Source organism: Pseudomonas sp. NPDC007930 (genome assembly GCF_042958985.1).
Classification (GTDB): domain Bacteria; phylum Pseudomonadota; class Gammaproteobacteria; order Pseudomonadales; family Pseudomonadaceae; genus Aquipseudomonas.
Genome location: NZ_JBIBKC010000021.1, coordinates 41493 through 56027, shown reverse-complemented (window position 1 = coordinate 56027; position 14535 = coordinate 41493). Strand labels below are relative to the sequence as shown.

General features: G+C 68.9%; 11 protein-coding genes. 8 read left to right on the top strand and 3 right to left on the bottom strand.

The window, feature by feature from the left end; genetic code table 11:
* Window positions 1-297: 297 nt before the first annotated feature.
* Window positions 298-711: a hypothetical protein gene (locus ACFZCE_RS24850; protein ID WP_390943200.1), complete on the bottom strand. Its 414-nt coding sequence runs from the start codon at window positions 709-711 to the stop codon at window positions 298-300.
* 186 nt (window positions 712-897) lie between these two features.
* On the opposite strand from ACFZCE_RS24850, the gene ACFZCE_RS24845 reads away from it, so the two are divergent.
* The 6 genes from ACFZCE_RS24845 to ACFZCE_RS24820 all read left to right on the top strand — a co-directional run bounded on the left by ACFZCE_RS24845 (window position 898) and on the right by ACFZCE_RS24820 (window position 10285).
* Entirely contained in the window at window positions 898-4122 is a 3225-nt protein-coding gene (locus ACFZCE_RS24845; protein ID WP_390943199.1) for an efflux RND transporter permease subunit, read from the top strand.
* On the top strand, window positions 4112-5263 hold the full coding sequence (locus ACFZCE_RS24840; RefSeq protein ID WP_390943198.1) for an efflux RND transporter periplasmic adaptor subunit: 1152 nt from the start codon (window positions 4112-4114) through the stop codon (window positions 5261-5263). Before ACFZCE_RS24845 ends, ACFZCE_RS24840 begins: the two co-directional genes overlap by 11 nt.
* A complete protein-coding gene (locus ACFZCE_RS24835; RefSeq protein WP_390943197.1) occupies window positions 5256-6647 on the top strand; it encodes an efflux transporter outer membrane subunit in 1392 nt (463 codons plus the stop codon). The genes ACFZCE_RS24840 and ACFZCE_RS24835 overlap by 8 nt, the downstream gene beginning before the upstream one ends.
* A 384-nt stretch (window positions 6648-7031) precedes the next feature.
* Entirely contained in the window at window positions 7032-8201 is a 1170-nt protein-coding gene (locus ACFZCE_RS24830; RefSeq protein ID WP_390943196.1) for an alpha/beta fold hydrolase, read from the top strand.
* A 68-nt stretch (window positions 8202-8269) separates the two neighbouring features.
* The gene (locus tag ACFZCE_RS24825; RefSeq protein WP_390943195.1) at window positions 8270-9283 is read left to right on the top strand and encodes an aldo/keto reductase; all 1014 of its coding nucleotides are present in this window, start codon (window positions 8270-8272) and stop codon (window positions 9281-9283) included.
* A gap of 234 nt (window positions 9284-9517) precedes the next feature.
* On the top strand, window positions 9518-10285 hold the full coding sequence (locus ACFZCE_RS24820) for an RHS repeat-associated core domain-containing protein (protein WP_390943194.1): 768 nt from the start codon (window positions 9518-9520) through the stop codon (window positions 10283-10285).
* A gap of 10 nt (window positions 10286-10295) precedes the next feature.
* On the opposite strand, the gene ACFZCE_RS24815 is transcribed toward ACFZCE_RS24820, so the two are convergent.
* Window positions 10296-10637, bottom strand: coding sequence for an FKBP-type peptidyl-prolyl cis-trans isomerase (locus ACFZCE_RS24815; RefSeq protein ID WP_390943193.1), 342 nt, complete (start codon window positions 10635-10637; stop codon window positions 10296-10298).
* Between the two features lie 66 nt (window positions 10638-10703).
* Window positions 10704-12017: an MFS transporter gene (locus ACFZCE_RS24810; protein ID WP_390943192.1), complete on the bottom strand. Its 1314-nt coding sequence runs from the start codon at window positions 12015-12017 to the stop codon at window positions 10704-10706.
* 154 nt (window positions 12018-12171) lie between these two features.
* On the opposite strand from ACFZCE_RS24810, the gene ACFZCE_RS24805 reads away from it, so the two are divergent.
* On the top strand, window positions 12172-13281 hold the full coding sequence (locus tag ACFZCE_RS24805) for a sugar diacid recognition domain-containing protein (protein WP_390943191.1): 1110 nt from the start codon (window positions 12172-12174) through the stop codon (window positions 13279-13281).
* A gap of 88 nt (window positions 13282-13369) precedes the next feature.
* Window positions 13370-14506: a glycerate kinase gene (locus ACFZCE_RS24800; protein WP_390943190.1), complete on the top strand. Its 1137-nt coding sequence runs from the start codon at window positions 13370-13372 to the stop codon at window positions 14504-14506.
* Window positions 14507-14535 lie beyond the last annotated feature (29 nt).

Here is a 14535-nt window from a genome sequence, read left to right as displayed (position 1 = left end):
AGCGCTGCGCTGGCACCTGCGCACGGAGTTGGGCGAGGGGCCGTTGGCGTTGCTCAAGCTGAGGAATTTTACGTTGCCGAAGCAGGTGTTGCTGGCGGATGACTTGGCGCCGGGGCGCAAGGGTAAGGCTACGTAGCGGCGGCCGGCCCTTCGCCCCGCTGTGGCGTAATGCTGTTCATTTAAGCCATTTCACGGCTTCAAGGAGGGGAGCAATCTGTGAGCTCTGCTGATTTTGTGCATGAGCTTCGGGGCCCATCGCCCGGCACTCCGGCTGTGCCGGGCGATGGGCCGTAAACCTCACCCCGGCATGCAATCCATGTTCACCGCCCGGCTCACCACCTTGCCCTGGTCATTCTTCAACACCGCCGTCACCTGGTCACCCAGGCTGCTTTCGTCGATGGTGTAGTGGTGGCCGGCCTTGAACCCGCTGTACTTGAAGTCGGCGTAGCAGTCTTGGTCTTCATCGTTGTAACCCTCCTGCTCGATCAACACTGCCAGGTCATGGTTGCCTGGCTTGAGTTCGAAGTAGCGCGCGTCCGCGGTGGTATGCCCATCGACCTTCTCGCCCAGCACCTGGTCGAGGGTGGTGGTTTCCGCCACCTTGACGAAGGCATCGCCGGCCGGCGGGTTCGGCAGGGGCGTGGCGCAGGCGCTGAGCAGGCCGCACAGCAGCAGGGTGGGGGTCAGTGTGCGCAGGGTGGTGAGTGTCATGGTGCGGGCCTCGAAAGTAAGCGAAGTGGACGTGGCGCTACGGTGCGCCGCCGGCCACCCCAGGCCAAGTGAAGCCGCCTGAAACCGCTTTCACCGTTTGCGTAAATGATCTTTCACCGCGCTGAAAGGTTCGTGTTAGAGCGCTTGGCGGATGCTGCGGGGCTTCGCATAAGGGAGCCTTTCGCCATGCTTGGTCTGGTCCGTACCGCCTTGCACAAACCCTATACCTTCGCCGTGTTGGCGCTGTTGATCTGCCTGGTCGGCCCACTGGCCGCGCTGCGTACCCCCACCGACGTGTACCCCGACATCGGCATCCCGGTGGTGGCCGTGGTGTGGCAGTACACCGGGCTGTCGCCCGAGCAGATGGCCGGGCGGGTGATCTACCCCTACGAGCGTGCGCTGAGCACCACGGTCAACGACATCGAACATGTGGAGTCGCAGTCGCTGCCGGGCATGGGCATCGTCAAGGTGTTCTTCCAGCCGAGCGTGGACATTCGCACCGCCAACGCCCAGGTCACGGCGATCTCGCAAACCGTGCTCAAGCAGATGCCTCCGGGCATCACCCCGCCGTTGATCCTCAACTACAGCGCCTCGACGGTGCCGATCCTGCAGATGGCGTTTTCCAGCCCGACGCTGTCGGAGGCGCGTATCCGCGACCTGGTGCAGAACGCCGTGCGCCTGCCGCTGACCGCCGTGCCGGGGCTGGCCATGCCTACGCCGATGGGTGGCAAGCAGCGGCAGATCACCCTCGACCTCGACCCCCAGGCGCTGGCCGCCAAGGGCTTGTCGGCGCAGGACGTGGGCAACGCCCTGGCCGCGCAAAACCAGATCGTACCGGTGGGGACCGCCAAGTTCGGCGGCGATGAGTACACCATTTTGCTCAACAACAGCCCCACGGCCATCGACGAGCTCAACAGCCTGCCGATCAAGACCGTCGACGGCGCAGTGGTGACCATCGGCCAGGTGGCCCACGTGCGTGACGGCTCGCCGCCGCAAACCAACATCGTGCGGGTCGATGGCCACCGCGCGGTGCTGATGCCGGCGCTGAAGAACGGCAACACCTCGACCCTGGCGGTGATCGGCGCCATACGCGGGATGTTCCCGCGCATCGACGAGGCGCTGCCGCCGGCACTGAAAACCTCGTTCCTCGGCGATGCCTCGGTGTCCGTCAAGGCGTCGGTGGGCAGCGTGGCCCGTGAGGGCATCATTGCCGCGTTGCTGACCAGCGCGATGATCCTGTTGTTTCTCGGCAGTTGGCGCTCCACGCTGATCATCGCCGCGTCCATTCCGCTGGCGGTGCTCTCGGCGCTCGGTTTGCTGGCGCTGAGCGGGCAAACCCTGAACGTGATGACCCTGGGTGGCCTGGCGCTGGCGGTGGGCATTCTGGTCGACGACGCCACGGTGACCATCGAGAACATCAACTGGCACCTGGAGCAGGGCAAGGGCGTGCGCGCGGCGATCCTTGACGGCGCCCGGCAGATCGTCGGCCCGGCGTTCGTCTCGCTGCTGTGCATCTGCATCGTGTTCGTGCCGATGTTCATGCTGCAGGGCATCGCCGGCTACCTGTTCCGGCCGATGGCGCTGGCGGTGATCTTCGCCATGGGCAGCTCGTTCCTGCTCTCGCGCACCCTGGTGCCGACCTTGGCCCAGGCGCTGCTCAAGCCCCATGTGACCGAAGGCGGCGCCGGCCACCACCCGGAAAACCGTTACCTCAACCACCACGAAGGCGACCGCCAGGGCCCGGCCCATGGCCGCCTGGCCAGCGCGCTGCTGGCCTTCCAGCAGGGTTTCGAGGCGCGCTTCTCGCGCCTGCGCGATGCCTACCACCGCCTGCTGGGCGTGGCCGTGGCGCGCCGCGCGGTGTTTTTGCCGGGCTTTTTGCTGGCGGTGCTGGCCTCGTTTGCCTTGCTGCCGAGCCTGGGCGAGGACTTTTTCCCGGCCGTGGACGCTGGGGCGATGGCGCTGCACGTGAGCCTGCCCGAGGGCACCCGCATCGAAGAGAGCGCGGCGGCCTTCGACCGGATCGAGGCGCGTATTCGCCAAGTGATCCCGCCGGCCGAACTGGGCGATGTAATCGACAACATCGGCATCCCGCTGTCGGGCATCGACGTGGCCTACAGCAACAGTGGCACCACCGGCCCGCAGGACGGCGACATCAGCCTCAGCCTGAACCCCGGCCACAGCCCGACTGCGGCCTGGATGCAGCGCCTGCGCGAGGTTTTGCCGCGCAGTTTCCCGGGCACCACGTTCTCGTTCCTGCCGGCCGACACCAGCAGCCAGATCCTCAACTTCGGCGCGCCGGCGCCGCTGGACGTGAAAATCGCCGGGCCCGATGACGCCGCCAACCGCGCCTACGCCGCCGCCTTGCAGCGCCGCCTGGCGGCAGTGCCAGGGCTGGTCGACCTGCACCTGCAGCAGCGCAACGGCTACCCGACCTTCAACGTCAACGTGAACCGCCAACTCGCCGACGGCCTGGGCATCACCGAAAAAGACGTGACCAACGCCATGGTCGCCTCGCTGGCTGGCAGCGGCCAGGTGGCGCCCACCTACTGGCTGAACCCGGCCAATGGCATCAGCTATTCGATCGTCGCCGCCACCCCGCAGTACCGCATGGGCAGCCTGGCCCAGCTCGAGGCGCTGCCGATCACCGGCAGCGACGGCCGCGCGGTGACCCTCGGCAGCATCGCGCGGATCGTGCGCAGCCAAAGCCCGGCGGTGGTCAGCCACTACAACATCCAGCCCACCCTGGACCTCTACGCCAACGTGCAGGGGCGCGACCTCGGTGCGGTGGCCAACGGCGTACAACAGGCCATCGATGCCATGGCCGGGCAACGGCCCAAGGGCGCCAGCGTGACCCTGCACGGGCAGATCAGCGCCTTGCATGAGGCCTTCAGCGGCCTCGGCCTGGGGCTGCTGGGGGCGGTGCTGCTGATTTACCTGCTGACCGTGGTGAACTTCCAGTCGTGGCTCGACCCGTTGGTGATCATCAGCGCCTTGCCGGCGGGCCTGGCCGGGATCACCTGGATGCTGTTTTTGTCGGGCACCCCGTTGTCGGTGCCGGCGTTGACCGGGGCGATCCTGTGCATGGGCGTGGCCACCGCCAACTCGATCCTGGTGGTGAGCTTTTGCCGCGAGCGCCTGGCCGCCCACGGCGATGCCTTCAAGGCCGCGCTGGAGGCCGGCTACACCCGGTTCCGCCCGGTCTGCATGACCGCCCTGGCGATGATCATCGGCATGCTGCCGCTGGCGCTGTCGGCCGAACAGAACGCCCCCCTGGGCCGCGCGGTGATCGGCGGCCTGCTGCTGGCCACGCTGGCCACGCTGTTGTTCGTGCCGGCGCTGTTCAGCCGGGTGCACGGCCGCCACCAACCCCATTCCCGTTCCGTTGGAGACACCGCCCATGCCCACTAACACCCTTTCTCGGCGCAGCCTGCTGTGGCTGGCCGGCGGCTTGAGCCTTGCCGCCGTGCTGGTCGCCAGCGGCCTGCATGCCCGCGCCGCCCAGGCCCAGGCGGTGGCCGCCTGGGGCGTGCGCCAGGCCACCCCGACGGTAAGCGTGATCCAGCCCAGCCAGGGCCAGGGCAGCGAGCCGCTGCAACTGCCCGCGCGCCTCGAAGCCTGGGCGCGGGCGCCGATCCATGCGCGGGTCAGTGGCTACCTGAAAAGCTGGAACACCGACATCGGCAGCACGGTCAGCGCCGGGCAGGTGCTGGCCACTATCGACAGCCCCGACCTCGACCAGCAACTGGCCCAGGCCCACGCGCGCTGGCTGCAAAGCCAGGCCACCGCGCGCCAGGCGCGGCTCACCGCGCAGCGCTGGGCGCATTTGCTCGATACCCACGCCGTGGCCCGCCAGGACGCCGACCAGAAGGCCGCCGACGCCAGCGCCGCCGAGGCCACCGAGCAGGCCGCCCGCGCCGACTGGCAACGCCTGCGGGACCTGGCCAACTACAAAACCCTGCGCGCGCCGTTCGCCGGCACCGTGACCGCGCGCAACACCGACGTTGGCCAGTTGATCCAGGCCGGCAACGACCAGGGCCCGGCGCTGTTCGAGGTGGCCGACACCCATAGCCTGCGCCTGTACGTGCCAGTGCCGCAAGCCGCCGCCGGGGCGCTGCACCCGGGCGTGCACGCCACCCTGCGGGTGCCGGAGCACCCCGGGCGCAGTTTCGACGCCGTGTTGCTCGGCGACTCCGCCCAGGTGGACGCGAAATCCGGCACGTTGCTGGCGCAGTTCGCCGCCGGCAACCCCGACGGCGCGCTGCTGCCGGGCGACTACGCCGAAGCCACGCTCAATGTGCCGCCCACCGGCGCCGGCCTGAGCATCCCGGCCAGTGCGTTGATCTTCCGCGGCGCCGGTACCCAGGTGGCGCTGCTCGACGGCCACCAGCGGGTGCACCTGCAACCGGTGCACATCGGCCAGGACCGCGGCGCCACGCTGTACATCGACCAGGGCTTGAAGCCCGGCGACCAGGTGATCGACAACCCGCCCGACGCCCTCGGCGAGCATGACCGCGTAGTGCCGGCAAAAGAGGAGGGCAGCCATGCTTAAGCCCCTGGCCTTGTTGATCAGCCTGGCCGCCCTCGGCGGCTGTTCGCTGGCGCCGGCTTACCAGGCGCCGCCCGTGGCCCTGCCGGCGCACTACAGCGCCGGCCCCTGGCAGCCGGCGCAACCGGCCGATGGCCTGCCCAGCCAGTGGTGGCAAGGCTTTGCCGACCCGCAGTTGGATGGCCTGGAGCAGCGCCTGCTGGCCGCCAACCCGACCCTCGCCGCCGCCGTGGCCCACAACGACGCCGCCCAGGCCTACGCCGCCGGCCTGCATGGCAGCCTCTGGCCGCAACTGGGCGCCGCCGGCAGCGCCGTGCGCCAGCGCCAGTCCGACCGCAAACCGCTGCGCGGCACTGCCCAGCCGGATGAATACAACACCGATACCGTGGGGCTGAACCTCAGCTTCGACCTTGATCTCTGGGGCCGCCTGCGCAACCAGGTGGCCGCCGGCGACGCCCAGGCCAACGCCTCGGCCGACGACCTCGCCGCCGCCCGCCTGGCCCTGCAGGCGCAACTGGCGCAGTTGTACTGGAATGCTCAGGGCTTGGCCCGGCAAGGCCAGGTGGTGGCCCAGGCACTCGCGGCCTACCGGCAGGCGCTGAAGCTGACCCAGCAGCGTTATCAGGGCCTGATCGCCAGCCAGTTGGACGTAGCCCGCGCGCAAACCCAATTGGCCGACGCCCAGGCCCAGGCCGCTGACCTCACCCGCCAGCAGGCCCTGGCGCGCAACGCCATCGCCGAACTGGTAGGCGCGCCGGCCAGTGGCTTCAGCCTGGGCCCGGCCAGCGCCAGTGCGCTGCCGCAGCTGCCGGCCAGCCTGCCGAGCCGCTTGCTGCAACGGCGGCCCGACATCGCCGCCGCCGAACGCCGTGTGTATGCCGCCAACGCCGGCATCGGCGTGGCGCGCGCGGCGTTCTACCCGGATTTCAGCCTGGGTGGGCTGGCCGGCGGGCAAACCGCTGGCAGCGGCAACCTGCTGGCGGCCGGCAACCGCATCTGGGCGCTGGGCCCGCAATTTACCTTGCCGCTGTTCGACGGTGGCGCGCGCAACGCCGCCGAGCGTGCTGCCCGCGCGGAATTCAGCGCCGCCAGCGCGCAGTACCGCGGCCAGGTGCTCAAGGCGGTGCGCGAGGTGGAAGATGCCCTGGCCAACCTGCGCGGCTGGCAACAGCAAGCCGAAGACGAACGCCACGCGGCGGCGGCCGGCCAGCAGGCCCTGGCCCTGGCCAACAGCAGTTACGCCGTGGGCACCGCCAGTGGCCTCGACGTGGTCACCGCGCAAACCGCGGCCCTGCAGGCCCAGCGGCAGTTGGAAGCGGCACGCAGCCAAGGCTTGCAGGCCAGCGTGCAGTTGATGGCGGCGCTGGGTGGGGGGTGGCGGCAGTAGCGCCTGGGAGGGCCCATCGCCCGGCACAGCCGGAGTGCCGGACCACGGCCTCCCACCAGTTTTGTGTAAGCCATTAATTTAATGGCAATACAGAACCCGTAGGAGGCCGGCTGTGCCGTAATGCTGTTCACTTAAGCAATCAGAGCGCTAAATCGGGTGTTAAAAAGCCCTGATTTCTTCAAATGGTTTTACTGAGCGCATGACCTGACTGGCCCCTCGCCCGGCACAGCCGGCCTCCCACGAGGTCTGTGTTGCGTCTGAAATCAATGGCTTACACAAATCTGGTGGGAGGCCGGCTGTGCCGGGCGAAGGGCCCTGCAGCCTTATGCAAAGCCCCGGCGCATCCACTACCCTTAACCCCCTGCCTACCCACCCGGTGCCGCCATGCCTATCCGCCCCTACACCCTGGCCATCCCCGACGCCGCCCTGGCCGACCTCGCCCAGCGCCTGGCCAACGCCCGCTGGGCCGACGCGCTGGACTCGGACAGTTGGGCCGACGGCACCAACCCGGCTTACCTGGCGCGGGTGATCAGCCATTGGCGCGAGCGCTTCGACTGGCGTGCCCAAGAGCAGCGCCTCAACCGCCTGCCGCAGTTCATCACCGAGGTCGACGGCCAGGGTATTCACTTCATCCACCAGCGTGGCCGGGGCCCGGCGCCGTTGCCGCTGGTGATCACCCACGGCTGGCCCGGCTCGTTCATCGAGATCGAGCCACTGCTGCCGCTGCTGGCCGACCCCGCCGCCCATGGCGGCGATGCCGCCGATGCCTTCGATGTGGTGGTGCCGTCGCTGCCCGGCTATGGCGCCTCGCCGGCGCCGCGCCAGGCGGGCACCGGCTCGCGGCGGATCGCCAGCCTGTGGCAGGGCCTGATGGCCCAGCTCGGTTACCCGCGCTTCGGCGCCCAGGGCGGCGACATCGGCGCCGGTGTCGGCCTGTGGCTGGCCCGCGAACATGCCGAGCAGGTGCTCGGGGTGCACCTGAACTACGTGCCGGCCAGCTTCCGCCCGCCGCTGGGCGAGGGCCAGCCGCCGCTAAGCAGTGAGGAGCAGGCCTACCTCGAGCGCCTGGCCGCGTTTGCCGCCAGCGAAGGCGCCTACGCCCTGCTGCAAGGCACCAAGCCGCAAACCCTGGCCTTCGCCCTGGCGGATTCGCCCCTGGGCCTGGCGGCGTGGATCATCGAGAAATTCCACGCCTGGAGCGACCACGGCGGCGACCTGGAACAGGTGCTGGACCTCGACACCGTACTCACCGACATCAGCCTGTACTGGTTCAGCGCCAGCCTGCAGGCGAGCCTGCGGCTGTACAAGGAAAACCGCCAGCAGCCGCTGGCCTTCTACCCCGGCGAGCGGCCCCAGGTGCCGTTGGGCGTGGCGTTGTTTCCCAAGGAGTTGCCCATGCCGCCGCGCAGTTGGCTGGCGCGCAGCTTCGACGTGCAGCGCTGGGCCTACCAGCGCAAGGGCGGGCACTTCGCCGCGCTGGAGCAACCACAACTGCTGGCTGAAGAAATCCGCGCGTTCTTCCGCCCATTGCGGTCTAGCCTTATAGCCGTTTGAACTAACCCTTCAGCGCGCCGGCCGGCTAGGGTAGCGGCCTGCCTGATGCCCCCAACAAGGAACCTGCCATGCACTACCGCACCCTCGGCCGCAGCGGCCTGAAAGTCTCGCCCCTGAACCTGGGCAGCATGATGTTCGGCGACCAAACCGACGAGCCCACCTCGCGGCGCATCATCGACAGCGCGCTGGCGCTGGGGGTGAACTTCATCGACACCGCCAACGTGTACAACAAGGGCGAGAGCGAGCGCATCGTCGGCCGCGCCATCGCCGCGCGCCGGCATGACTGGGTGCTCGCCACCAAGGCCGGCAGCCCCACTGGCCAAGCCTCGGCGCTGCCGCACCACGTCGGCTCCAGCCGCAAGCACTTGCTGCACAGCGCCGAGCAAAGCCTGCAACGGCTGGGCACGGACTACATCGACCTGTTCTACCTGCACCGCGAAGACCACGACACCCCCGTGGAAGAAAGCGTCGCCGCCCTCGGCGACCTGATCCGCCAGGGCAAGGTGCGCTACTGGGGGTTGTCCAACCACCGCGGCTGGAAAATCGCCGAGTTCGCCAGCGTCGCCAAACGCCTTGGGGTAGAGGCGCCGATCGCTGTGCAGCCGTTGTACAACATCGTCAACCGCCAAGCCGAGCAGGAAGTGTTCACCGCCGCCGCCCACTATGGGCTGGGCATCGTGCCCTACAGCCCGCTGGCGCGCGGCGTGCTCACCGGCAAGTACACCCCCGGCGAGGCGCCTGCCGCCGACAGCCGCGCCGGGCGCCAGGACAAACGCATCCAGGAAACCGAATGGCGCCCGGAATCCCTCGCCATCGCCCAGCAGGTCGCCGCCTACGCCCGTGACCGCGGCACCACGCCGACGGCCTTCGCCATCGCCTGGGTACTGAACAACCGCCTGGTGCCCTCGGCCATTGTCGGGCCGCGCACCGAAGCGCATTGGCAGGGCTACCTGCCGGCGCTGGACTACCGCGTGACCGCCGAAGACGAAGCTTTTATCGACAGCCTGGTGGTGCCGGGGCATGCGTCTACGCCCGGGTTCAATGACCCGGCACATTTTGTCAGCGGGCGGTCGCTGAAGTGACCTAGGCTATGTACGAAACCGCTTGAAACTTGCTTATGCGGCGTTGAAAACCGGCTCGAGCGCGAGCCCGGTCGGAATGCTCATTGACAACCAGTCAACTCCGCTTCCTCGCCGGTTTTCGCCTTGCCTAAACTGCGTTTCAATCAATTTCGTACACAGCCTAGTAGATCTACCAGTTACCGTACGCGGGCACTTGGGGTGTAATCGCGGCTCATGCACCCCGAGGGCCTTGTTATGGCGCCGTTCACGCAGGTTGTTCCGCTCGCCGTTGCCCCGGCCAACACCGTGCTGCGCCGGGGCGCGCGGGTGCCGGGTTTTACTCCGTTTGGCTACGGCTGCACTGAGCGCAGCGGTTTTACCGGGCAGTGGAGCGAGGGCGGGCGTTACCTGCTGGGCAATGGCTACCGCGCGTACTTCCCGGCGCTGGGGCGGTTTGGCGCGGCCGATGAGCTCAGCCCCTTTGGGCGCGGTGGGCTGAACGCCTATGCGTATTGTTGGGCGGAGCCGGTGAACCATCGCGACCCGAGCGGGAGGATGGGTAAGCTGATCATGAAGCTACTAGGCGTTGGCGCAGGCAAGGCCGACGATGTGGTGGCGGTGTCCATGCGCCGTTTGAGTGGTGAGTTTGTGCATCCCCAGGCCGTTACCACGCTTGAGTTCTCAGGCCGGGCCTACGACTTCATCAGCCCGTTGCGCGCGCCGTTAACCACCGAGCAGGCTACGTTGGCATACAACGCCACCGCTTCGTATCTCTCAATGAGCGCCTATACCGCAGGCGTCGATATCCGCCACGTACTGAGCGGCCCGTCGGTCAGGCGGGCGTTGGATGCGGCGCCTGCCATGGTCAAGCTCCCGGATGAGTTAGCCCCACTGACTTTTGGAGCAGGGCGGGCTAAGGGGGACCGGGCGTTGAGCCAGGCGATCAGAAGCCAGCTGTATTTCCAGCACTTCGCTGACCCCGCAGTGGTCGCCCGGCGCGGTGCCATCTCGCCTGCTTTTTGATGGCGGTTGTTCAATCATCCCGCGTCAACACCTCGAGCAACTCAACCTCAAAGGTCAAATCCGCCCCCGGCGGCACCCGGCTGCCCATCCCGCGCTCGGCGTAAGCCAGCGCCGCCGGTACCCGCAGCCGGCGCTTGCCGCCCACGCGCATGCCCATCAGGCCCTGGTCCCAGCCTTTGATCACGCGGCCGGTGCCGATCACGCACTGGAATGCCTTGCCGCGCTCCAGCAAGCTGTCAAACAGGCTGCCGTCGGCCAGCCAGCCCTGGTAGTGGGTGGTGATCAAGGCGCCTTTGACGGCGGCCTTGCCGGTGCCTTCGAGCAGGTCTTCGATGATCAGTGTGTCGCTCATGGCGGCCTCTGCGCGGGAAAAAGGGCAGCCATGATAGCCGGTTGCAGGGCCTTTCGCCCGCCAGCCTCAGGCCCGCGCCAAGGCCTGCCCCTTGCCCGGCGCGGCGACCTTCACGGCCACCACCGCGCCGACCACGATCAGCCCGGCCAGGCTGTACAGGGCCGCGTCGGTGGAGCCGGTCTGGTCTTTGATCCAGCCCACGATGTACGGGCTGACGAACCCGGCCATCTGCCCCAGCGAGTTGATGATCGCCAGGCCGCCGGCGGCCACCGCGGCGCTCAGGTAGGCGGTGGGCAGTGGCCAGAACATCGGCAGGCCGGTGAGCGCGCCCATGGTCGCCAGGGCCAGGCCGAGCAGGGCGACCACCGGCTGGCCGGCGAAGTTGACCGCGATCAGCAGCCCGGCGGCGCCCATCAGCATCGGTACCACCAAATGCCAGCGGCGCTCGCCGCGCAGGTCCGCGGAGCGGCCGCAGGCGAGCATGAACAGCCCGGCCAGCAGGTACGGGATGGCGCTCAGCCAGCCGATCACCAGCGGGTCATTGAAGCCCATGTTCTTGATGATCGACGGCAGCCAGAAGTTGATCGCGTACACACCGCTCTGGATGCAGAAGTAAATGAACCCCAGCACCCACACCAACGGCTGGGTAAACACCGCCCACAGGGACTCGCTGCTCTGCTGCGGGCGTTGGCGCGCGTCGGCGGCCAGCTCTGCCTCCAGTTGGCTGCGCTCGGCCGGGGCCAGCCAGCGCGCGCTGGCCACGTTGTCGCTGAGCAACACGAAGGCCAGCAGGCCCAGCACCACGGTGGGCACCCCTTGCAGCAGGAACATCCACTGCCAGGCGGCCAGGCCGCCCTGGCCGGTGGCGAAGTGGCCGAGGATCCACCCCGAGAACGGCCCGCCGACCAGCCCCGACACCGGGATCGCCGACATGAACAGCGCCATGATCCGCCCGCGGCGGCGGTCTGGGTACCACTGCGAGAGGTACAGCACGATGCCCGGGAAGAACCCGGCTTCCGCTGCGCCGGTCAGCAGGCGCACGGCGTAGAACTGCAGCGGCGTGCTCACCAGCAGCAGCGCGGTAGACAACGCGCCCCAGGTGACCATCATCACGCCGATCCAGCGCCGCGGGCCGACGCGCGCCAGCGCCAGGTTGCTCGGTACCCCGCAGAGCACGTAGCCAATGAAGAAAATGCCGGCACCGAGGCCGTACACGGTTTCACTCCAGTGCAGCGCGTCGAGCATCTGCAGCTTGGCAAAGCCGACGTTGACCCGGTCGATGTAGTTGAACAGGTAGCACACGAAGATGAACGGGATCAGGCGCAGGGTCACGCGGCGGTACAGCGCGGCGGCCGGGTCGCGGGTGAGGGTGTCGGTCATGCGGTTCTCACTTATTGTGCATTGTTCTTGGGCCCTACGGGCCAAGGCAGTGTCGTGGGGGTGGGGGCGGTTTGTCTTTGTGCCTGTGCACGATAATTGTTAACTGCTATTGTGCGCGCAAACCAAAGCTGGCCACCCAGGAGCCTGCCGCCCCATGTTCGAACTCGACCACAGCCTGGCGCAAGACATCGTCGACCGCGCCATGGCCATTCTGCCCCATAACGTCAACGTGATGGACAGCCAGGGGCTGATCCTCGGCAGTGGTGAGCCCGAGCGGGTGAACACCCGCCATGAAGGCGCGCAACTGGTATTGGCCAACGGCCGGGTGGTCGAGCTGGACGGCGAAGCGGCGCGCAGCCTGAAGAACGTGCAACCGGGGGTGAACCTGCCGTTGTTGCTCGACGGCCGGCTTATCGGCGTGCTCGGCATTACCGGCGCCCCGGCGCAGGTGCGCACTTATGCCGCGCTGGTGCGAATGACCGCCGAGATGCTGCTCGCCCAGCGCAGCCAACAGGCCCAGCAGCAGTGGCGGCGCCAACGCAGCGACGACCTAGTGGCGATGCTGCTGGCGGCGCCGGAGCCGAGCAGCCACCTGCTCGACGAGGCGCGCCAATTGGGCCTTAAACCTGACTTGGCACGCACCCCCTGTGCGCTGGAACTCGGCCCCGGGCAGCCGTTACAAGCGCTGGCCGACTGGTTGAGCGGGCGCTACCCAGACAGCTGGTGCAGCAGCCCGGCGCCGGGCCAGTTGCTCTGGTGCCGGCCAGCCAGCCAGGTGCTCGACGCCGAGCGTTGGCTCGGGCGCCTGGCCGGGCTGGGTTGGCCGGTGCTGCGCCTGGCCCTGGGCGAGCCCGCCAGCGGCCTGGCCGAGTTGCGCCAGGGCAGCGCCCAGGCCGCCGACGTGCTCGCCTACGGCCGCCAGGTGCTGCCCAGCGAGCAGCGCCTGGGCGTGGCCGCGTACCGCCTGCCGGCGTTGCTCTGGCGTTGGCGCGACGATCCGGCCCTGCGCCAGTGGCTGGCGCCGCTGGCGGCGCTGGCCGAGAAAGACAAAACCGCCATGCTGCTACCCACCCTGCGCGCCTGGTGCGCCCACAACGGCCAGGCCCAGGCCTGCGCCGACGCCCTGGGCCTGCACCGCAACAGCCTGCGCTACCGCCTCGAACGCATCGCCGAGCTCACCGGCCTGGACCCTAACCGCCTGGCCGACCTCACCACGCTTTACCTGGGCGTGCAGTTGTTGCCCGCCAGCGCCTTGTCGGCCTGAACAACCGCCGCCGGCCTGGCTTGTGCGCCGGCCCAGCGCGGCGCCGGCCGCGGCATGGCAGGATGGGCCCCTGCATAAGGAGAACCCCATGAAAATCGTGATCGCCCCGGATTCGTTCAAAGACAGCCTCAGCGCCGCCGCCGCCGCCGAGGCGATTGCCGCCGGGCTGGCCAGTGCGCTGCCGGGCGCGCAGTTGCTGCAGTGCCCGATGGCCGACGGCGGGGAGGGCACCCTGCAGGCGATTATCGCCGCCAGTGCCGGCGAGGTGCGGCGCGCTCGCGCCCACGGCCCGCTGAGCGGCACCGTCGAGGCCAGTTGGGGCTGGTTGCCGGCTAGCCGCACCGCGATCATCGAGATGGCCGAAGCCAGCGGCCTGCAACTGGTCGCCGTGGCGGCCCGCGATGCCTGCGCCAGCACCACCTTTGGCACCGGCGAGTTGATCCTCGAAGCGCTGGATGCCGGTGCCCAGCGCATCGTTCTGGCAATCGGCGGCAGCGCCACCAACGATGGCGGCAGCGGCATGCTCCGCGCCCTGGGCGCGGAATTCTACGATGCCGGCGGCCAGCGCCTGGCCTTTGGCGGCGCGGCCCTGGCCAGCCTGGCGCGGCTCGACCTCAGTGGGCTGGACCGGCGCCTGGCCGAGGTGACCGTGGAGGTGGCGGCGGATGTCGACAATCCGCTGTGCGGCCCCCACGGCGCCTCGCACATCTTCGGCCCGCAAAAAGGCGCCAGCCCCGAGCAGGTGCTCGCCCTGGACGCCGCCCTCGGCCACTTCGCCGACCACGCCGCCCGTGCGCTGGGCCATGACCTGCGCGACCAACCCGGTAGCGGCGCCGCCGGCGGCATGGGCTTTGCGGCCAAGGCGTTCCTGGGCGCGCAGTTCCGCCCGGGGGTCGAGGTGGTCGCGGAACTGGCCGGGCTGGCCGAGGCGGTGCAAGGCGCGGCACTGGTGATTACCGGCGAAGGCCGCTTCGATGCGCAAACCCTGCGCGGCAAGACCCCTTTCGGGGTGGCGCGCGTGGCCCAGGCGGCGGGTGTGCCGGTGGTGGTGTTGGCGGGTACGTTGGGCGAGGGTTACCAGGCGCTTTATGCGCATGGCATTCACGCGGCGTTTTCGCTGGCCAGCGGGCCGATGACCCTGGAGGCGGCGTGCCGCGACGCGGCGCGGTTGTTGCGGGAGCGGGCCGAGGATGTGGGGCGCTTGTGGGGCGTGGTTCGGCGGTAGGCTTGAGGGCCCTTCGCCCGGCACAGCCG